General features: G+C 68.7%; 20 protein-coding genes. 13 read left to right on the forward strand and 7 right to left on the reverse strand.

Annotated elements, in window-relative coordinates; all coding sequences use genetic code 11:
* Window positions 1–17: 17 nt before the first annotated feature.
* Both creC and creB read right to left on the reverse strand, forming a co-directional pair.
* Window positions 18–1,457, reverse strand: coding sequence for a two-component system sensor histidine kinase CreC (gene creC / locus AC3A6X_RS17445; protein ID WP_487843369.1), 1,440 nt, complete (start codon window positions 1,455–1,457; stop codon window positions 18–20).
* Window positions 1,454–2,209: a two-component system response regulator CreB gene (gene creB / locus AC3A6X_RS17450; protein ID WP_487843370.1), complete on the reverse strand. Its 756-nt coding sequence runs from the start codon at window positions 2,207–2,209 to the stop codon at window positions 1,454–1,456. Before creB ends, creC begins: the two co-directional genes overlap by 4 nt.
* A gap of 80 nt (window positions 2,210–2,289) precedes the next feature.
* On the opposite strand from creB, the gene AC3A6X_RS17455 reads away from it, so the two are divergent.
* Complete coding sequence (locus AC3A6X_RS17455) at window positions 2,290–3,222, forward strand: YcjF family protein (protein WP_487843371.1); 933 nt, start codon at window positions 2,290–2,292, stop codon at window positions 3,220–3,222.
* A 70-nt stretch (window positions 3,223–3,292) separates the two neighbouring features.
* Here the strand turns inward: AC3A6X_RS17455 and AC3A6X_RS17460 are convergent, their stop codons facing one another.
* Together AC3A6X_RS17460 and AC3A6X_RS17465 are read right to left on the reverse strand one after the other, a co-directional pair.
* A complete protein-coding gene (locus AC3A6X_RS17460) occupies window positions 3,293–4,066 on the reverse strand; it encodes a TIGR04325 family methyltransferase (protein WP_487843372.1) in 774 nt (257 codons plus the stop codon).
* Between the two features lie 110 nt (window positions 4,067–4,176).
* Window positions 4,177–4,671, reverse strand: coding sequence for a cation transporter (locus tag AC3A6X_RS17465; protein ID WP_487843373.1), 495 nt, complete (start codon window positions 4,669–4,671; stop codon window positions 4,177–4,179).
* Window positions 4,672–4,811: 140 nt separating this feature from the next.
* On the opposite strand from AC3A6X_RS17465, the gene AC3A6X_RS17470 reads away from it, so the two are divergent.
* Both AC3A6X_RS17470 and AC3A6X_RS17475 read left to right on the forward strand, forming a co-directional pair.
* Entirely contained in the window at window positions 4,812–5,501 is a 690-nt protein-coding gene (locus AC3A6X_RS17470) for a response regulator transcription factor (protein WP_487843374.1), read from the forward strand.
* A gap of 56 nt (window positions 5,502–5,557) precedes the next feature.
* Window positions 5,558–6,901, forward strand: a complete 1,344-nt coding sequence (locus tag AC3A6X_RS17475; protein ID WP_487843693.1) for a sensor histidine kinase — start codon at window positions 5,558–5,560, stop codon at window positions 6,899–6,901.
* Here AC3A6X_RS17475 and AC3A6X_RS17480 read toward each other — a convergent pair.
* Window positions 6,883–7,986, reverse strand: a complete 1,104-nt coding sequence (locus AC3A6X_RS17480) for an alkene reductase (protein ID WP_487843375.1) — start codon at window positions 7,984–7,986, stop codon at window positions 6,883–6,885. The genes AC3A6X_RS17475 and AC3A6X_RS17480 overlap by 19 nt on opposite strands.
* 125 nt (window positions 7,987–8,111) lie before the next feature.
* Here AC3A6X_RS17480 and AC3A6X_RS17485 point away from each other — a divergent pair, with 125 nt between their 5' ends.
* Window positions 8,112–9,323 carry a YbfB/YjiJ family MFS transporter gene (locus AC3A6X_RS17485; protein ID WP_487843376.1) on the forward strand — a complete coding sequence of 404 codons (1,212 nt, stop codon included), beginning with the start codon at window positions 8,112–8,114 and terminating at the stop codon, window positions 9,321–9,323.
* A gap of 22 nt (window positions 9,324–9,345) precedes the next feature.
* Here AC3A6X_RS17485 and gstA read toward each other — a convergent pair whose 3' ends face one another.
* On the reverse strand, window positions 9,346–9,954 hold the full coding sequence (gstA, locus tag AC3A6X_RS17490) for a glutathione transferase GstA (protein ID WP_487843377.1): 609 nt from the start codon (window positions 9,952–9,954) through the stop codon (window positions 9,346–9,348).
* A gap of 178 nt (window positions 9,955–10,132) precedes the next feature.
* Between gstA and AC3A6X_RS17495 the strand changes: the two genes are divergently transcribed.
* The 9 genes from AC3A6X_RS17495 to AC3A6X_RS17535 all read left to right on the forward strand — a co-directional run bounded on the left by AC3A6X_RS17495 (window position 10,133) and on the right by AC3A6X_RS17535 (window position 18,069).
* Window positions 10,133–10,318, forward strand: coding sequence for a DUF1328 family protein (locus AC3A6X_RS17495; protein ID WP_309960152.1), 186 nt, complete (start codon window positions 10,133–10,135; stop codon window positions 10,316–10,318).
* Between the two features lie 24 nt (window positions 10,319–10,342).
* Window positions 10,343–11,266, forward strand: a complete 924-nt coding sequence (locus AC3A6X_RS17500) for a transglutaminase-like domain-containing protein (RefSeq protein ID WP_487843378.1) — start codon at window positions 10,343–10,345, stop codon at window positions 11,264–11,266.
* Between the two features lie 147 nt (window positions 11,267–11,413).
* Window positions 11,414–13,363, forward strand: coding sequence for a tRNA uridine-5-carboxymethylaminomethyl(34) synthesis enzyme MnmG (gene mnmG, locus AC3A6X_RS17505; protein WP_487843694.1), 1,950 nt, complete (start codon window positions 11,414–11,416; stop codon window positions 13,361–13,363).
* A complete protein-coding gene (rsmG, locus tag AC3A6X_RS17510) occupies window positions 13,360–13,998 on the forward strand; it encodes a 16S rRNA (guanine(527)-N(7))-methyltransferase RsmG (RefSeq protein ID WP_487843379.1) in 639 nt (212 codons plus the stop codon). The genes mnmG and rsmG overlap by 4 nt, the downstream gene beginning before the upstream one ends.
* A gap of 59 nt (window positions 13,999–14,057) precedes the next feature.
* Window positions 14,058–14,672, forward strand: coding sequence for a LysE family transporter (locus tag AC3A6X_RS17515; RefSeq protein WP_487843380.1), 615 nt, complete (start codon window positions 14,058–14,060; stop codon window positions 14,670–14,672).
* A gap of 1 nt (window position 14,673) precedes the next feature.
* Window positions 14,674–15,528 carry a ParA family protein gene (locus AC3A6X_RS17520; protein ID WP_487843381.1) on the forward strand — a complete coding sequence of 285 codons (855 nt, stop codon included), beginning with the start codon at window positions 14,674–14,676 and terminating at the stop codon, window positions 15,526–15,528.
* A gap of 42 nt (window positions 15,529–15,570) precedes the next feature.
* Window positions 15,571–16,113: an RBBP9/YdeN family alpha/beta hydrolase gene (locus AC3A6X_RS17525; protein ID WP_487843382.1), complete on the forward strand. Its 543-nt coding sequence runs from the start codon at window positions 15,571–15,573 to the stop codon at window positions 16,111–16,113.
* A 5-nt stretch (window positions 16,114–16,118) separates the two neighbouring features.
* Window positions 16,119–17,063 carry a ParB/RepB/Spo0J family partition protein gene (locus AC3A6X_RS17530; RefSeq protein ID WP_487843383.1) on the forward strand — a complete coding sequence of 315 codons (945 nt, stop codon included), beginning with the start codon at window positions 16,119–16,121 and terminating at the stop codon, window positions 17,061–17,063.
* Between the two features lie 118 nt (window positions 17,064–17,181).
* On the forward strand, window positions 17,182–18,069 hold the full coding sequence (locus AC3A6X_RS17535) for a CsgG/HfaB family protein (RefSeq protein ID WP_487843384.1): 888 nt from the start codon (window positions 17,182–17,184) through the stop codon (window positions 18,067–18,069).
* Between the two features lie 82 nt (window positions 18,070–18,151).
* Here AC3A6X_RS17535 and AC3A6X_RS17540 read toward each other — a convergent pair whose 3' ends face one another.
* The gene (locus tag AC3A6X_RS17540) at window positions 18,152–19,576 is read right to left on the reverse strand and encodes an FAD-binding oxidoreductase (RefSeq protein WP_487843385.1); all 1,425 of its coding nucleotides are present in this window, start codon (window positions 19,574–19,576) and stop codon (window positions 18,152–18,154) included.
* Between the last annotated feature and the right edge of the window lie 44 nt (window positions 19,577–19,620).

Here is a 19,620-nt window from a genome sequence, read left to right on the forward strand (position 1 = left end):
CTTCGCTCACAGCTTCTTCAGCCGTGCGAGGCCAGCGGCAGCGTGAGCGTGGCCAACGCGCCGCCGCGCGGTGCATTGGCGAGCTCGATGCGACCGCGGTGCAGGCCGGCGATCTCCTTGACGAAGGCCAGGCCGAGCCCGGTGCTCTTCTTCTGGCTGTGCGGCCGCGCAAGCGAATAGAACTTCTCGAAGACCTTGTCCTTGGCGTAGTCGGGAATGCCGCGGCCATGGTCGCGCACGGTGATGCGGGCCTCGCGCGCGCCGGCATGCAGGGCCAGCGCGACCTCGGCGCCGGCGGGCGAGAAGTCGATCGCGTTGTCGAGCAGGTTGCTCAGCGCGCGCCGCAGCAGGAAGGGGTCGCCCTCGACGCGGGCCTCGCTGTCGATCGCCACGTGCAGGCGGATCTCGCGCGCCGCCGCCGCGTCCTGGGCGCTGGCCGCCACGTCCTGCAGCAGCGGCGCGAGCGCGACGGTCTCGCTGCGCTCCAGCGCGCGCTGGGTCTCCAGCGCGGTGAGCTCCATCATGCGGTCGACGATCTCCTGGATGCGCTGGGTCTCGCGCGTGATGTTGGCGAGGAAGCGCTCGCGCTCGGCCTGCGGCATCGAGGGCTCCTGCACCAGCTCGGCCGCGCCGCGGATGGCCGACAGCGGGCTCTTGATCTCGTGCGTGAAGGTCTGCACGTAGTCGGCCACGTAGCTGCGGCCGGTGAGCGCATCGCGCATTTCGCCGAAGCCGCTGCGCAGGGTGTCGACGGCGCGGCGCAGCATGCGCGAAAGGCTCCAGCTGCGCTGGCTGCGCAGCCAGCGCCAGTAGTCCGAGATCAGCCCGAAGGGGCGCACCAGCCAGACCGAAACGATGAGGGCGCCGACCAGCAGCGCGAAGGCCGAGCCCACGCCCACCCACAGCGTGCGGGCACGCGCGTCCTCGACGAACTGGCCGAAGCTCTGCACCGGCTTGCCCACGCTGACCACGCCGACGATCTCGTTGTTCCAGTGCACGGGGGCGGCGGCGTACATCACCGAAGTCAGCGGATCGCCCTCGATGTCGCGCGAGGTGCGCGCGCCGTACATGCCGGCCAGGGTGCGGCTGACGTCGCTCCACTTCGAATAGTCGGCGCCGGTGTTGCGGCCCAATGAATCGAAGAGCACGCGGCCGCTGCGGTCGGTGACGTAGACGCGCAGCTCGACGCGGCTCTTGTGCAGGTTGTAGATCTGGGCGGAGAACTGGCGCGCGTAGACCGAGCGGAACAGCGGCTCCAGCCGCGCGGTGTTGATGGCGCCGGCGATCACGTCCTGCTCGATCAGGCTGGCCATGAGCTGCGAGGCCTCGACCAGCGACTCCTCGGCCGATTCGCGGTAGCGCGGGTCGATGTCGGCGACCACGCGGTAGAGCAGGAAGGCGATGCCCGCCGTGTAGATCAGCAGGATGCCGATGAAGATGCGGGTTCTACGGCTCACGCGTTTGATGGCAGCTCTTCATTGAGCGCGTAGCCGGTGCCGCGCAAGGTGCGGATCGCCTCGACCTCGGGCGCGACGGCGCGCAGCTTGGCGCGCAGGGTCTTGATGTGGGCGTCGACGGTGCGGTCGAAGCTCTCGCTGGCGTCGTCCCACACGAGCTCGAGCAGCTCGTCGCGCGTGAAGACGCGCCCCGGCCGCTGCACCAGCAGCTTCAGCAACCCGTACTCGTAGCGCGAGAGCTCGAGCAGGCGGCCGTAGTAGCGGATCTGCATGCGCTCGGCATCGAGCACGAAGGGCGAGGCGGGGAGGGCCGCCGCGAGCGCGGGCGCGGGCGCGATGCTCGCCGGCGAATGGCCGTTGCCGCGCCCGCTGCGCCGCAGGATGGTGCGCACGCGCGCCACCAGCTCGCGCGGCGAAAAGGGCTTGGCCACGTAGTCGTCGGCGCCCAGCTCCAGGCCCACCACGCGGTCGATCTCGTCGCTGCGCGCGGTGAGGAAGAGCATCGGCACCTCGGGCCCGCCCTGCTCGCGGTTGAGCGCCTGCAGGCGCTTGAAGAGCTCGAAGCCGTTCATGTCGGGCAGCCCCACGTCGAGAATGGCGAGCGCGGGCGGCTCGGCCGCGAACTGGGCGATGGCTTCCTCGGCCGTGGCGCACCAGACGGGCAGGAATCCGTCGGTCCTGAGCACGTACTGCAGGGTGTCGGCGATGCCGGACTCGTCTTCGGCGATCAGGATCCGCGGGTGGGAGAGCATGGGGCGGATGGTAGCGGGCCGGAACCTTTGCGCGCCCGGGCGAACGAACAGGGCCTTTTCACTTTCCGGAGACTTCCCCCGTGACCCCATCCGAAACCCGGGCCATCGTGAGCCTGAGCCTGCTGGCGGCCTTCGTCGACGGCGAGAAGCACGAGCGCGAGCGCGCCGAGATCAAGCGCATCGCCGAGGGCCTGTCGCAGGCCGACGGCGTGCAGCTGCCCATGCTGTATCAGGATGTGCTGATGAAGCGCGTGTCGCTGGCCTCGGTGGCCGGCGAGCTGAAGAGTTCCGATTCGCGGCAGCTGGCCTACGAGATGGCCGTGTGCGTCTGCGATGCCGACGGCACCCAGTCGGAGGCCGAGCGCCTGTTCCTCGCCGATGCGCGCACGTCGCTGGGGCTGGACACGCCGGCGGCGACGCAGTTCGCGCAGCAGGCCGAGGCGATCGCCGCCGTGCCGCTGGCACCGGCTGCTGCTGCGGCGGCAACCCCTGCCGTCGACAGCGCCGCGCTGGACCAGGCCATCCTCAACGCCGCGATCCTCAACGGCGCGCTGGAGCTGCTGCCCGAGACGCTCTCCACCATGGCCATCATCCCGTTGCAGATGAAGCTCGTCTACCGCATCGGCAAGGCCCATGGCTACGAGCTCGACAGCGGCCACGTGAAGGACTTTCTCGCCACCGTCGGCGTCGGCCTGACTTCGCAGTACCTGGAGCAGGCCGGCCGCAAGCTGCTGGGCGGACTGCTCGGCAAGGTGGGCGGCGGCCTGCTGGGCGGGCTGGGCAAGCAGGCGGTGAGCTCGGGCATGAGCTTCGCGAGCACCTACGCGCTGGGCCATGTGGCGAAGCGCTACTACGCGGGCGGACGCACGCTGTCGACGCAGATGCTGAAGGACGCTTTTGCCAGCGTGACGCAGGAGGCGCAGGGCCTGCAAACGCGCTACCTGCCGCAGATCCAGGAGAAGGCCCGCACGCTCGATGCGGGCAAAGTGCTGGCGATGGTGCGCAGCGCTTGAGGCGCGGCCGCCACGCGGATCGATATCGACAAGGCAGAGGTGGTTGGGCTGCTGCTTCGGTGCGGCAGCTTCAGGCCTGGTGCAGGTCGAAGCAGCAACCCGCGTAGTACGGCTTGTCGCCGCCATCCACGAAGGGCACCTCGATCGGCTTGCCCTCGTTGCGCCAGGCGTCGCGCCGCTTGTAGCCCGACTCCGCCAGCTCGGCCAGCAGCTGGTCGTGGTGCTGGATGCGGTAGGGACAGACGGCGAAGCCGATGCTGTTGAGTGTGTAGAGCGTGCGCTCCGGATGCACGGCCGTGGTGTTCAGCACGATGCGCCGCGGCTTGACCGGCAGCGCCGCGATGATCTCGGAGATGCGCTGCGGCAGGTATTGCAGGCTGCCCGAGGCGTAGAGCACGTCATAGCCGCTCGCGTCCCGGAAGTCGGTGCTGAAGTTCAGCTGGGCGGTGGCTTCGCGTTGCACCGCGAGCTCGCGGCCGGTCTTGACCACGGTGGGCACGTCGCAGACCGTCCAGCGCAGGTCGGCCGGGTAGTTGAGCATGCGGCGAAAGGCGTAGTACTTGATGCCGACGTGGCCGCCCAGGTCGAAGACGCTGCGCATGCCATCGTCCAGCGCGCGGCCGATCCAGAAGAGGCCCGGATAGTCATAGAAGGCGACCTGATGGCTGTAGAAGGCGTCCGCCGGGGCATTGTCGTAGCCGACGGCCTTGGAGGGCGGCGCGCCGGCCTCGGCGGCGGCGAAGCTCTCGAAGGAGCCCATGAAGAGGTTTTCCTCCCGGTTCTCCAGGAATTTGCGCCGGTAGGCGGCTTCACGGACCGACGGGGGAAGAAGACTCGAAAGCATGGGAAGCCTTTGCCTTTGTGTTGAATGCAATTGCAATGCGCATTTTGCACTTTGAAACAAAGGTATTCAATAGTTTCGATAGCCGGCGCGGCCGCCGGTGGCCGCGGGCGCTATTCGACCCGGTAGCCGGCGTTCTCGATGGCCAGTGCGAGGTCCTGGCGCGGCTGCGCACTCAACACGTCGACGTGGCCGGTCTCGAGGTCCACGGTGACCTGCGCTTTGGGATCGACCGCCTGCACCGCGTTCTGCACGGCGGTGACGCAGTGGTTGCAGCTCATGCCCGACACCTGGAATTTCTGGCTCATCGTTGCTCCTTCAGGGGGTTGAAGCGCCAGTGTCGACTCTGCCACGGTGTCGATGTCAAGGTCGATGGCATCGCACATTTGCTGAAGGGTAATGCCGGCCTCGCGCGGGTCGAGGCGGTGTCCGGGAATGCGCAGCCGGAAGGCGTCCTCCACGGCGAACATGAATTCGAGGCGCCCGCTGCGGTCCAGCCCGAGGTGGTCCAGCACGTCCTCGGCGCGCAGCTGCGCCGGCGGCAGATGGAAGTCCTGCGCGAGGATGGCGGCGATGGTGTTGAAGGTGGGCGTGGTGGGGGTTGGCATGGGCGGGCTCCTCGGTGGCACGGGGAACCGCAGTGCGCGCCGCGCTGTCGTATCCTCGTGCCCGTTTGTCGCGTCACCGGGCTGACCGCTGGCTGACTGCCGGCGTGCCCCGCTCCCCTTTCTTTCTCTCTGACCCACCCATGCGAATCCTCCTGGTCGAAGACGATGCCGTGCTGCGCGGCGTGATGCTGCGCAGCCTCGGCGATGCCGGCCACCGCGTCGACGTGGCGGCCAATGCCGAGGACGCGGACCACCTCTGGCGCGTGCAGTTGTTCGATGCCGTGCTGCTCGACCTCAGCCTGCCCGCCACCGCCAGCGAGACGAGCGGCCTGGCGAGCGGGTTGACGGTGCTGCGCCACGCGCGTGCGCGCGGCGACCGCACGCCGGTGCTGGTGCTGACGGCGCGCGACCGCACCGAGGAGCGCATCGCCGGGCTCGATGCGGGCGCCGACGACTACCTCGGCAAGCCCTTCGACCTGGCCGAGGTCGAGGCTCGCCTGCGTGCGCTGGTGCGGCGCGCGCAGGGCACCGAGGACATCGCGACGCTGGGCCGGCTCAAGCTCGACCGCAAGGCGCGTCGCTTCGCGGTGGCCGGCGCGCCCCTGGACCTGCCGGCGCGCGAGTTCGAGGTGCTGTGGGAGCTGATGAGCCCGCCGGGCCGCACCGTGAGCAAGCGGGCGCTGTCCGACAAGCTCTCCACCTTCGACGAGTCGCTGGGCGACAACGCACTAGAGGCCTTCATCTCGCGCCTGCGCAAGAAGCTGGTCGGCAGCGGCGCAGCCATCCGCACGCTGCGGGGGATCGGCTACCTGCTGGAAGCGGCGGTGTGAGCGTCGCCCGCGCGCCGGCACGCCGGGCGGCGGGCGCGCCCCCGCTCAGCGGGCGCATGCTGCGGCGGGTGCTGCTGCCGCTGGCGCTGACCTGGCTGGTGGGCACCGCGGTGGCGGTGGCGGTGGCCGGGCACTTCACCGAACAGGCCTTCGATCGCGCGCTGCTCGACGACGCCTACGCCGTCTCGGCCAACGTCGAGTCCGGCGATCGCGATATCCGGCTGCAGCTGACGCCGCGAGAGGTCACGAGCGTGCTCTTCGATCAGTCCGAGAACATGTACTTCGCGGTGCTGCGGCAGGACGGCTCGCTGCTCGCGGGCCATGCGGGCCTGCTGGCGCCGGCGCCGGAGCAGGGCGTGCGCTACCGCTTCTCCGACATCGACTTCCAGGGGCGGGAGCTGCGCGCGGTGGTGCTGAACCATGAGCCGCCCGACGCCTTCCGCGTGGTGATCGCGCAGACCACGCGGGCGCGCAGCGCGCTGGTCGAGCGGCTGCTGGTCTACTCGCTGGCGCCGCAGCTGGTGTTGCTGGCGCTGCTCGCGTTCTGGCTGTGGCGCGGCATCGAGGGCGAGCTGCGGCCGCTGGGCGAACTGCGCCGGACGCTGGACCGGCGCGATGCGCGCGACCTGGCGCCGGTGCCGGTGGCGCGCAGCTCGCGCGAGCTGGAGCGCCTGGGCGAGACGCTCAATGCCCTGTTCGAGCGCCTCGGGCACAGCGTGCGCGCGCAGCGCGAGTTCGCGGGCAATGTGGCGCACGAGCTGCGCACGCCGCTGGCGGGTATCCGGGCGCTGGCCGAGTACGGGCTGGCGCAGCAGGCGCCGGCCGTGTGGCGCGAGCAGCTGCAGCAGATCGCCGCCAGCCAGGCGCGCGCCAGCCGCCTGGTCGATCAGCTGCTCGGCCTGGCGCTGGCCGACGAAGCGCGCACCGGCCTGCAGCGCGAGCCGCTGCGGCTGGACGTGCTGGTGGAGCAGGCGGTGCTGCGCCATCTCGCGCGGGCCGATGCCCAGGGCGTGGACCTGGGCGCGCTGGGCCTGGAGGCACCGGTGACCGTGCTGGCCAATGCCGCGCTGGTCGAGGGCATTCTCGACAACCTCATCGACAACGCGCTGCGCTACGGGGGCCGCACCATCACCATCGCGCTGGCCGAGCGCACACTGGCCGTGATCGACGACGGCCCGGGCATCGCGCCCGAGCTGCAGCGCGCGCTGGTGCAGCGCTGGTCGCAGGGCCCGGAGGGCACGAAGCTGGGGCAGGGCGCCGGCCTCGGGCTGGCGATCGTGGCGCGCTATGCCGCGCTGCTGGATGCCGAGCTGCGCTTCGAGCAGGCCGGCGAGGCGGGCGGCCTGCGGGTCAGCGTGGCCTTCGGCGCGCCGCCCGAGGATCAGTCCAGCGCCGGATAGTCGATGTAGCCCTTCTCGCCGCCGCCGTAGAAGGTGCCCTTGTCCCAGGGGTTGAGCGGCGCGCCTTCGCGCAGGCGGCGCACCAGGTCTGGGTTGGAAATGAAGGGCTTGCCGAAGGCCACGAGGTCGTCGCCTTCCTTCAGGGCGGCTTCGGCCAGCGGCTTGTCGTAGCCGTTGTTCACCATCCAGGCGGCCCGGCCGCCGGCCTTGCGGTAGGCGGACTTCAGCGCCTCGTAGTCGAAGGGGCGGTCCTCCAGCTCGCGCGGCCCGCCGGTGGCGCCCTCGATGACGTGGATGTAGGCCAGGCCCAGCGGCGCGAGCTGTTTCACGACGTACTCGAAGAGCGGCTGCGGATCGGCGTCGTGTACGTCGTTGGCCGGTGTGACGGGCGACAGGCGGATGCCGGTGACGCCGCCGCCGACCGCGTCGACCACGGCGCGTGCCGCCTCGAGCAGCAGGCGGGCGCGGTTCTCGATGCTGCCGCCGTAGTCGTCGCTGCGATGGTTGCTGCCGGTCTTGAGGAACTGGTCGAGCAGGTAGCCGTTGGCGGCATGGATCTCGACGCCGTCGAAGCCCGCGGTCTCGACGGCGTTGCGCGCGGCTGCTGCGTAGGCGTGGACGATGCCGGGCAGCTCGGCGGCGTCGAGGGCGCGGGGCTCGGAGGTTTCGGTGAAGGTGGGCACGCCGTCCTTGATCAGCACGGTCTTGGTCTTGGCCGCGATGGCCGACGGGGCGACCGGCTTGCCGCCGCCGGGTTGCAGCTCGTGGTGCGAGACCCGGCCCACGTGCCACAGCTGCACGACGATCTTGCCGCCCTCGGCATGGACGGCATCGGTGACACGCTTCCAGGCCTGGAGCTGCTCGCCGGCGTAGAGGCCGGGCACGTCGGCATAGCCCTGGCCCTGATGGCTGATGGCGGTGGCCTCGGTGATCAGCAGGCCGGCGCCGGCGCGCTGGGCGTAGTAAGTGATGGCGATGGGGGGCGGCACCGCATTGGGCGAGCGGTTGCGCGTGAGCGGTGCCATGACGATGCGGTTGGCAAGCGTCAGATCGCCGGCCTGGATCGGATCGAAAAGGGAGGACATCCTTTTTGCCTTTTGTTGTGAAGGGATGGGCCCGACGGTAATGCGATGCGCTCGGCCGTGCTGCCGCGGGGTTGTCGCATTGCTGCTAGGAGATGTCTGGTCATGCTTCAGAATGGCCGTCCCCGATGAATCGCCCCGCCACGCTCACGCCTGCCCAAGCCCTGCGCCTTGCGCTCGCGTTATCGCTGGGGGCGGCGGTGTCGCTGGGCATCACGCGCTTTTCCTATGGCCTGCTGCTGCCGCCGATGCGTGCCGATCTGGGCTGGAGCTACACGCTGGCAGGCGGCATGAACACGGCCAACGCCGCGGGCTACCTGCTGGGCGCCCTGATGACGCCGGCCTTGATGCGGCGCTTCGGGCCGTTGCGCCTGCTGGTGGGCGGTGCGGTCTGGGCCAGCCTGTTCATGGCGGCCAGCGGCTTCTTCACCTCGGCGCCGGCCCTGCTGGTCCAGCGCTTCCTGGCCGGGGTTGCGAGTGCCTGGGTCTTCGTGGCGGGCGGACTGCTGGCCGCGCGCCTGGGCACGCTGCAGCCCGAACGCGCGGGCCTGCTGCTCGGCCTTTACTACGGCGGCACTGGCTTCGGCATCACGCTGTCGGCCTTGCTGGTGCCGCCGGTGCTGCAGGCCGCGGCCGGCCAGGCGCATGGGTGGGCCTGGGCGTGGTGGGCCCTGGCGCTGGCCTGCGTGGCGGCGACGGCGCTCTTGGCCAATGCGGCGCGCGCGATGCCAGTCGATGCGCCTGCCGGCGCGGCGGCATCGCCGGCGACGGCCGCCACGCCTGGCAGCGCCGTGCTTCGCTTCGGCTGGGCGCTGGCGGGCTACGGCATGTTCGGCGTGGGCTACATCGGCTACATGACCTTCGTGATCGCGCTGCTGCGCGAGCAGGGTGCGAGCCCGGGCAGCATCACGGCTTTCTATGCGCTGCTCGGCGTGGCGTGCGTGGCCTCGGCACGGCTCTGGGCGGGCCTGCTGGACCGCTTTCGCGGCGGCGGGCCGCAGGCGATGCTCAATGCGCTGCTGGGGGTGGCGACGCTGCTCCCGGTGCTCAGTGCCGCCTGGCCGGTGGCACTGGTGTCGGGCCTGCTGTTCGGCGCGGTCTTCCTGTCGGTGGTGGCGTCCACCACGGCCCTGGTGCGCCACAACCTGCCGGATGCGCAATGGGCGACCGGCATCAGCGCCTTCACGATCGTCTTCGCGCTGGGGCAAATCGTGGGACCGACGGTGACGGGCTGGATCTCCGATGGCGCCGGTGGGCTGGCGCGCGGCCTCGTGGCCTCGGCCGTGGCGCTGTGGATCGGCGCAGCGCTGGCGTGGCGTCAGCGGCCGCTGGGCCGCTGAGCGCGCCGCGCGCGTCTTGGTCTTACTTGCTCAGGCCCTCGGCCTTGAGCGCTTCCTGCACGTTCGGCCGGGCACCGACACGCGCATGCCAGGCCTGCACGTTCGGGTAGGGCGACAGGTCGATCCCGACGGGCTTGGCCCAGTTGGTGACGGTGAACAGGTAGCCGTCGGCCACGGTGAAGTGCTCGCCCATCAGGTACTGCTTGCCGTCGAGCTCGCGGTCGAGCCACTCGTAGCGCGACTGCAGCTTGGACTTGAAGACGGCTTTCGCCTCGTCGGGCATGGCGGGGTTGAAGAAGGGCGAGTAGGTCTTGTGGATCTCGGTGCCGATGAAGGTGAGCCACTCCTGCAGCCGATAGCGCGACAGCGTGCCGGCCGCCGGCGCGAGGTTCTTGGTGGGCGCGAGGTCGGCGATGTACTGCACGATGGCCGGGCCTTCGCGCAGGCGCGTGCCGTCGTCGAGCTCGAGCATCGGCACGTAGCCGAGGGGGTTGATGCCGTAGTAGTCGGTGCCGTCTTGCAGCTTGTGGCTCTTCGTGCTGGCTAGCACGGGCTCGAAGGCGATGCCGGCTTCGCGCAGCGCGATGTGCGGCGACAGCGAGCAGGCGCCGGGCGAGTAGTACAGCTTCATGCGAAAGACTCCTTGGAATGTTGAAAAACGATCTGGGGGAGCAGGCGATGCTAGCGGTTTCGGTCGCGCCGCGTTTTTGTCCTACGGTGCCTCAAGCGGGCCGACTATCGGTGGCGGCAGAGGGCCTTCTTATTCTGCGTTGCGTTGCGGCGGGGGCCGCAATCGAAGGAGTCCCTCCATGTTGAAGTACGCCATCATCTTCGCGATCATTTCGCTGATCGCGGCCGGGCTCGGCTTCGGCGGCATCGCTGCAGGCGCGGCCGGAATTGCCAAGCTGCTGTTCGGCCTGTTCCTGATCCTCGCCATTCTTTTCCTGGTGCTGGCAGCGCTGGGCATCGGCGCGGCGAAAAAAGCCCTGGACTGACGACGCCACGGCCTGGGGAGGAATATGCATGTCTCGAATGTAGAAGCGGTGCTGGACTATGAAGTCGAGGCGCCCTCGCACCTGGTGTTCAACATCGAGGCCGCACGCAGCGGTGCGCAGGCGGTCGCCAGCGAGTCGCTGGTGATCGAGCCGGCGGTGCGGCGGGAGGCCTTCTGCGACGAGGGCAGCGGCAACCGCTTCGTGCGCTTCGATGCGCCGCCGGGGCCGCTGAAGATCCGATACCGCGCGCAGGTCCAGCGCGCCCATGTGCTGGTGCCGGCCGAACTCGCGGAGCTGCCGGTGAACCAGGTGCCGAACGAGATCCTCCACTACCTCATGCCGAGCCGCTACTGCGAGTCGGACCTGATGTCGCGCTGCGCGCAGCAGCTCTTCGGCGACCTTCCGGCCGGCATCGGGCGCGTGCAGGCGATTGCCGACTGGATCCACGACAGCATCGTCTACGAGCCCGGCATCAGCGATTCGACCACCACGGCGCGTGAGGTGTTCGTCGAGCGCGCGGGAGTGTGCCGCGACTTCGCGCACCTGGGCATCACCTTCTGCCGCGCGCTCAACATTCCGGCGCGCCTGGTGGTGGGCTATGTCTGGTTCGACGAGCCGCCGCAGGACTTCCATGCGTTGTTCGAGGCCTGGCTGGGCGGCCAGTGGGTGCTCTTCGATGCCACACGCATGGCCCCGGTGGACCGGCTGGTGCGCGTGGGTACCGGCCGCGATGCGAAGGACGTTGCCTTCTGCACCTTCTTCGGGCCGGTGCGCATGACCGGCAAGACGATGAGCGTGCATGAGCTGCAGGACGAGCGCCTGGTGGCCTCGGCCGGCCCGGTGCCCAGCGGGCAGTTGGTGGGCATCGAGAAGCCCGTTGCGATAAGTCCGGTGGCGGCGGGTTCGGTCTCTCTGCTGCAGACGGCGACCGAGATGCGTTTGCTATAAAAAAGATAGCAAACGACGAAGGCGGCAGGCGACTTGCCGCCGAGGCCCGGGCCACGGGCCCTTGCCCCTGCGGGCCTCCAGGTGTCGTCCGCAAGATTAAAATCGACGCCCCTTTCCGCAAGCGCACGCGCAGGTGCGCCCCTCCCCATGCTCTATCCCGAAGAATTCGATGTGATCGTCGTTGGCGGCGGCCATGCCGGCACCGAGGCCGCGCTGGCCTCCGCGCGCATGGGTGCCCGCACGCTGCTGCTCACTCACAACATCGAGACGCTGGGGCAGATGAGCTGCAATCCGTCGATCGGCGGCATCGGCAAGGGGCACCTGGTGAAGGAGGTCGATGCGCTCGGGGGTGCGATGGCAATCGCGACCGATGAGGCGGGAATCCAGTTCCGCATCCTCAATTCGAGCAAGGGGCCGGCGGTGCGGGCGACGCGGGCGCAGGCCGACCGGGTGCTCTACAAGGCGGCGATCCGGCGCCGGCTGGAGAACCAGGCGAATCTCTCGCTCTTCCAGCAGGCGGTGGACGACTTGATGATCGAGGGCGACCGGGTCGTGGGCGCGGTGACGCAGGTGGGCATCGCCTTCCGCGCGCGCGCCGTGGTGCTCACGGCGGGCACTTTTCTCGATGGCCGTATCCATGTGGGCTTGGACAATTACCAGGCCGGCCGGGCGGGCGATCCGCCGGCGGTCAGCCTGTCGGCGCGGCTCAAGGAACTGAAGCTGGCGCAAGGCCGGCTCAAGACTGGCACGCCGCCGCGCCTGGATGGGCGCAGCATCGATTTTTCCAAGTGCGTCGAGCAGCCGGGCGACGGCATGCCGGGCGGGGCAGGGCCGATGCCGGTCTTCAGCTTCATGGGCCGCACCGACATGCATCCGCGGCAGATGCCTTGCTGGATCACCAACACCAATGCGCGCACGCACGAGATCATCCGGTCCGGCTTCGATCGCAGCCCGATGTTCACCGGGAAGATCGACGGGGTGGGGCCGCGCTACTGCCCGAGTGTCGAAGACAAGATCAATCGCTTTGCCGACAAGGAAAGCCACCAGATCTTTCTGGAACCCGAGGGGCTGACGACCAACGAGTACTACCCGAACGGGATCTCGACCAGCCTGCCTTTCGACATCCAGTACCAGCTGGTCCGCTCGATGGCCGGGCTGGAGAACGCCCACATCCTGCGGCCCGGCTACGCGATCGAGTACGACTACTTCGATCCGCGCGAGCTGAAGAGCAGCTTCGAGACGCGTGCCATCCAGGGGCTCTTCTTCGCTGGGCAGATCAATGGGACGACGGGCTACGAGGAGGCGGCAGCCCAGGGCCTGTTCGCCGGCATCAACGCGGCGCTACAGTGCCGCGGCGAGGCGGCCTGGCTGCCGCGCCGCGACGAGGCCTACTTGGGCGTGCTGGTGGACGACCTGATCACCAAGGGCGTGACCGAGCCCTACCGCATGTTCACCAGCCGCGCTGAGTTCCGGCTGCAGCTGCGCGAGGACAACGCCGACATGCGCCTGACCGATGCCGGCCGCAAGCTGGGCCTGGTGGACGACGCGCGCTGGGACGCCTTCTCGCGCAAGCGCGACCTTGTTTCACGTGAAACAGAGCGGCTGCGTTCGATCTGGGTGAATCCGCGCAATCTGCCGGCCAGCGAATCGGAGCGCGTGCTCGGCAAAGCGATCGAGCGCGAGTACAACTTGGGCGACCTGCTGCGGCGGCCTAACGTCGACTACGCCGCCCTGATGTCGCTGGACGGTGGCAAGTACGCGGCGGACCAGCCGTTGGGCGAGTCGGAGATCGAGCAAATCGAGATCGCCGCCAAGTACGCCGGCTACATCGATCGCCAACACGACGAGGTCGAGCGCGCTGCGCATTTCGAGAATCTCAAGCTGCCGGCGGACCTGGACTACAGCCAAGTCAAGGCCCTGAGCTTCGAGGTGCGGCAGAAACTCACCAAGCACCGACCCGAAACCCTGGGGCTGGCCTCGCGCATTTCGGGTGTGACCCCGGCTGCCATCTCGTTGCTGATGATCCATCTGCGCAAGGGCGGGCACCGCGCCTTCGCGCAGGACGCCTCGGCCGAGCCTCAACAAGTCGGGGAATGAGTTCCGATCGGGAGCTGCGCGAGGGCGCAGCGACGCTTGGGCTGAGCCTGGACGACCGGCAATGCGAACGGCTGCTGGCGTACGGCGAACTGATCTTGAAATGGAACAAGGTCTACAACTTGACCGCTTTGCGCGACCCGGCGAGTGTGCTGACCCATCATCTGCTCGATAGCCTGTCCGTCGTCGGGCCGCTGGCCCGCGAGTGGCCGGGGAGGGCGGCGCTGCTCGATGTGGGTGCAGGGGCGGGGTTGCCGGGTGTGGTCATCGCGATTCTGCGCAACGACATCACCGTTACTTGCCTGGACGCGGTGGCCAAGAAAGCAGCCTTCGTCCAGCAGGTAGCGGCGGAACTCGGTCTGCCCAACCTGCGTGGCTTGCACGCCAGGGTCGAATCGCTGACCGGGAGCTACGAGCTGATCAGCTCGCGCGCCTTCGCCTCGTTGCCCGATTTCTTCGCAGGCTCGAAGCATCTGCTCGCGCCCGGCGGCCGTTGGCTTGCCATGAAAGGCAAGATGCCCAGCGACGAACTGTCGCAAGTGGCCGGCGAAATCGAGGTGTTTCACGTGGAACAACTGCGCGTTCCCGGGCTGGAAGCCGACCGCTGCATCGTCTGGGCGCGAAAACAGGCGGCTTGAGCGGCCTTCCGCGCATCGACCTCGCTTAGACTCGAAGCCTCCCTTTCCGAGGCAATTCCATGTTCGGCATCGCTGACTACGGCGCGTTCGTTGTCGCCATCATCATTTTTCTGGCGATTCCCGGGCCGGGCAATCTGGCCATCATCACTTCCACCGGCAAGGGCGGCATCCGTGGCGGGCTGGCGGCTGCTTTCGGCCTGATTGCTGGCGACCAGATCCTGATGTGGGCTGCCGTGGCCGGCGTTGCCGCGCTGCTGAGCGCCTATCCGCCGGCCTTCAAGGCTGTGCAGTGGCTGGGCGCTGCCTACCTGGCCTGGCTGGGCTTCCGGATGTTGACCGCCAAGCCGGGCGCCGCGCCGGTGCTCAACATCCGCCCGCGCCAGTACTTCCGGCAGGCGTTGATGATCACGCTCCTGAACCCGAAGGCGATCGTCTTCTACATGGCCTTCTTCCCGCTCTTCGTCGACCCAGCGCGTCACCAGGGCTTGCTGACTTTCGGTGTGATGGCGCTGACGATCGCGGTGCTGACCTTCGCCTATTGCCTGGGCGCCACGCTGCTCACGCACTTCCTGGCGGAGCGACTGCGTGCCAATCCGCGCATCAAGACCCTGCTTGAAAAGCTGGCGGGCGTCTTCCTGATCGGCTTTGGCGTGAAGCTGGCGGCGTCCCAGTAGCATGGCGAAGATCTTCTGTATCGCGAACCAGAAGGGGGGCGTGGGCAAGACCACGACCACCGTCAATCTCGCTGCCGGGCTGGCCAAGGTCGACCAGCGGGTCCTGATGATCGACCTGGATCCGCAGGGCAACGCGACCATGGGCTCGGGCATCGACAAGCGGCAGTTGGAGACCACCGTCTACGACGTGCTGCTCGAGTCCGCCTCGGTGGCCGAGGCGCGGGTGAAGGCCGAGAAGTGCGGCTACGACGTCCTGGGCGCCAACCGCGAGTTGGCCGGGGCGGAGGTCGAGATGGTGACGCTCGATCGCCGCGAGAAGCGGTTGCGCACCGCGCTGGCTGCCGTCGGCGCCGAGTACGACTTCATCCTGATCGACTGCCCGCCGAGCCTGAGCCTGCTGACGCTGAACGGCCTGTGTTCCGCGCACGGCGTGATCGTGCCCATGCAGTGCGAGTACTTCGCGCTCGAGGGGCTGACGGATCTGGTCAACACCATCAAGCAGGTGCATGCCAACCTCAACAAGAACCTGCAGATCATCGGCCTGCTGCGCATCATGTTCGACCCGCGCATCACGCTGCAGCAGCAGGTCAGCGAGCAGCTCAAGTCCCATTTCGGCGACAAGGTGTTCGACACCGTGATCCCGCGCAATGTGCGGCTGGCCGAGGCGCCGAGCTACGGCCTGCCGGGCGTGATCTTCGATCCGGCCGCGCGCGGTAGCCAGGCTTTCATCGCCTTCGCGGAGGAGCTGGTGCGGAAGATGCCGCCGGCCAGCGCGATGGCGGGCGCCGCCGCGGCGCCCGCACCGGTGCCGATGGATGCGCCGCCCGTCGTCGTCCAGGATCCCAATGGCCTCTAAAGGCCGCCGGACCGATCTTTCTTGCTATTAATTTTGCAGCAGATGACCGCGCCCACCATCCTGTTGCTGCCCGGTTGGCAGAACAGCGATGCCCCGCACTGGCAAAGCCGCTGGGAGGCGGTCCATGGCGACCGCCGTGTCGAGCAGCATGAGTGGATGCGGCCACTGCGCGGCGACTGGTCGGCCCGGCTGGAAGAGGAAGTGCTGGCTTCGCCGGGACCGGTGGTCCTGGTCGCTCACAGCCTGGGCTGCATCCTGGTGGCCGCCTGGGCCGCCCATTCGCGCAACACGCCCAAGGTGCAGGCCGCCTTTCTGGTCGCCCCGGGCGACCTCGAGCGAGAGGACCTGCGCCAGATGATTCCCGGCTGGGCGCCGATCGTGCGCCAGCCCCTGCCGTTTCGCGCGCTGATGATTGCCGCCAGCGACGATCCCTACTGCAGCGCCGAACGCTCGCGCGGCCTGGCGCAAGACTGGGGCGCCCGCTACCACGATGCCGGGCCCGGCGGCCATCTCAACGGCGAATCCGGCCTGGGCGACTGGCCCACGGGCCGCCAACTGCTGAACGAACTCCTGAAAGAAGAATGACCTCGATGGCCACCAAAAAACCCAAGGGCCTCGGCCGTGGACTCGAAGCCCTTCTGGGGCCCACTTTCACCGGCCAGGACAGCTCCGCGAACGACGACGCCGCTCCGCCCAATCCGACCACCCTGAACCTCGACCAGATGGTCCCCGGCGTCTACCAGCCGCGCACCCGGATGGACGAGGGCGCGCTCTACGAACTGGCCGAGAGCATCAAGGCGCAGGGCATCATGCAGCCCATCCTGGTCCGCCGCCTCGAAGGCGACGCATCGCGCGCCAACAACAACGCCGAGTTCGAGATCATCGCGGGCGAGCGCCGCTTCCGCGCTGCCAAGCTGGCGGGCCTCGACAGCGTGCCCGTGCTCGTTCGCGACGTGCCGAACGAAGCCGCGGCCGCCATGTCGCTCATCGAGAACATCCAGCGCGAAGACCTCAACCCGCTGGAAGAAGCCCAGGGCTTGCAGCGCCTGGTCTCCGAGTTTGGGCTCACTCATGAATCGGCGGCCCAGGCCGTCGGCCGCTCGCGCAGTGCCGCCAGCAACCTGCTGCGCCTGCTGAACCTCGCCGAGCCTGCCCAGGCCATGCTGATGGCGGGCGACATCGACATGGGTCACGCGCGCGCGCTGCTGTCGCTGGACAAAGCCACCCAGATCACGGCGGCCAACCAGATCGCCGCCAAGAAGCTCTCGGTGCGCGAGGCTGAGACGCTGGTGAAGAAGCTGGGCGCCGAGTTCAGCCTGCGGCCGCCGGTGCGGCGCGGCGGAGTGGAGAAGTCGCGCGATCTGCAGCGCGTCGAGGAAGAACTGGCCGATCTGCTGGCCGCCGAGGTCGAGGTGCGCATCAAGAAGCGCAGCAAGCGCGGGGGCAAGGTGGAGCAGAGCGGCGAGCTCGCCATCCATTTCGGCTCGCTCGAGGCCCTCAACGGCCTCATCGACCGCATCCGCCAAACGGTCTAGTTGCAAAGTGGGGAAGTCCTAGCTTCCGGATGGTTGTCCGGGGGCTTCTTTGCGCCTATGCTCTGCCGGTTACTTTTTCTAACCTAATAGCCTGAAAGTATTCAGAGGGAATCCGACCATGAACTCCGCCCGTCTTTCGCTTGCCGTCGCCGTGGGCGCACTTTTCCTGACCGGTTGCCAGACCACCGACATGCAGATGGGCAGCCAGAGCGCGAAGACGGTGGCCACCGGCAGCGCTGCCGGCACCGCCTCGGCCAACGCCAGCGGCTCGCTGGAGCGCTGCGCGTCGCCGCTCGGCACCGTCTCGCTGATCGAGAACCAGTCGGCCGGCTGGTACACCATCCTTCGCAACGAATACCGGTTGCCGCCCACCGCCAACCTGCTGCGCCTGCTGGTGCAGCAGTCCAACTGCTTCGTGGTGGTGGAGCGCGGCGCCGCGGGCATGAATGCCATGGGGCGTGAGCGCGACCTGATGGCCTCGGGCGAGATGCGCCAGGGCAGCAACTTCGGCCGCGGCCAGATGGTCGCATCCGACTACGGCCTGTCGCCCGAGATCGTTTTCAGCAACACCAATGCCGGCGGCATGGGCGGCGGGCTCGGCGGCCTGGTCGGAGGGCGCTACAGCGGTGTGCTCGCCGCCGTGGGCGGCAATCTCCAGACCAAGGAAGCCAGCGCGCTCCTGACCCTGATCGACAACCGTTCGGGCGTCCAGGTCGCGGCTTCCGAGGGCAGCGCCTCCAAGACCGACTTCGGCGCCTTCGGCTCGGTCTTCGGCAGCGGCGGGGCGGGCGGCCTGGGCGGCTACACCAATACGGCGCAGGGCAAGGTGATCAGCGCTGCCTTCATGGACGCCTTCAACCAGATGGTCGTCTCGCTGCGCAACTACAAGGCGCAGACGGTGCAAGGCCAGGGCCTGGGCGGCGGTGGCCGTCTGGGCGTCGATGGCGGCGTGGCACCTTCGCAGACCTCGGCACCCGCCGAGCGGGCGCCGGCGCGCCGCAAGTAATTCGAGAGAGGAAGCGCCGAAGTTCGGTCGGCGCACAAGAAAGCCCGGCCTCCTTGCGAGCGCCGGGCTTTTTCTTGGCGCCTCAGAGACTGAAGATCTTCCCCGGATTCATGATGTTCTTGGGATCGAGCGCACGCTTGATGGTCCGCATCATGTCGATCGCGCCGACGCCGGCCTCGTCGACCAGGAACTGCATCTTGTGCAGGCCGACGCCGTGCTCGCCGGTGCAGGTGCCCTCGAGCGCCAGCGCGCGCGAGACCAGTGCGTGGTTGAGCTTCTCGGCGGTCACGCGCTCCTCGGGCGCGTGCGGGTCGAGCAGATAGCCGAAGTGGAAGTTGCCGTCGCCCACGTGGCCGACGAGGAAGTAGGGGATGCCGCTGGCATCGGCCTCGGCCACCGATTCGAGCAGGCAGTCCGCGAGCCGCGAGATCGGCACGCAGGTGTCGGTGGAGATCACGCGGCAGCCCGGGCGCGACTGCACCGCCGCGAAGTAGCTGTTGTGCCGCGCGGTCCACAGCCGCGTGCGCTCCTCCGGCGTGCTGGCCCATTCGAAGGCCTTGCCGCCGTGGCCGCTGGCCAACTCCTGCACCGTCTCGGCCTGCTCCTTGACGCCGGCCGGGGAGCCGTGGAACTCCATCAGCAGCATCGGCTCCTCGCGCAGCGCCAGCTTGGAATAGTTGTTCACCATGCGCACCGTGTTGACGTCGATCAGTTCCACGCGCGCGATCGGCACGCCGAGCTGGATGATCTCGATGGTCGTGCGCACCGCGGCCTCGATGCTCGGGAAGGAGCAAATCGCGGCCGACACCGCTTCGGGCAGCGGATAGAGACGCAGAGTGATTTCGGTGACCACGCCCAGCGTGCCTTCGCTGCCCACGATGAGGCGGGTGAGGTCGTAGCCGGCCGATGACTTCTTCGCGCGCGTGCCGGTGCGGATCACCTCGCCGCTCGCGGTGACCACCTCGAGCGCCAGCACGTTCTCGCGCATGGTGCCGTAGCGCACCGCGTTCGTGCCGCTCGCCCGCGTAGCCGTCATGCCGCCGATCGAGGCATCGGCGCCGGGGTCGATGGGGAAGAACAGGCCCGTGCTCTTGATCTCCTCGTTGAGCTGCTTGCGCGTGACGCCGGGCTCGACCGTCACCGTGAGGTCCTCGGCATTGACCGAGAGCACGCGGTTCATGCGGCTCACGTCGATGCTGATGCCGCCCTGCACCGCGAGCAGATGGCCTTCGAGCGAGGAGCCGACGCCGAAGGGGATCACCGGCACGCTGTGCTCGCTCGCGAGCTTCACCGCATCGGCCACGTCCTGGGTGGTCTCGGCGAAGACCACCGCCGCGGGCGGCGGCGCGTCGAACGAAGACTCGTCGCGCCCGTGCTGCGTGCGCACCGCGAGCGCCGTGGAACAGTTGTCGCCGAAGCGGGCCTTCAAGGCCTCGATCAGAGCGTCGGGCACCTCGCGCAGCGCGATGGCAGGGGTGAGCTGGGAGAGGGCGGTGGGCGCGTTCATCGGCGGGTCTCCTGAGGGGGCTACCATTCTACGAACCACCTTCC

It is taken from the genome of Variovorax sp. Soil_C_12 (assembly GCF_057657375.1).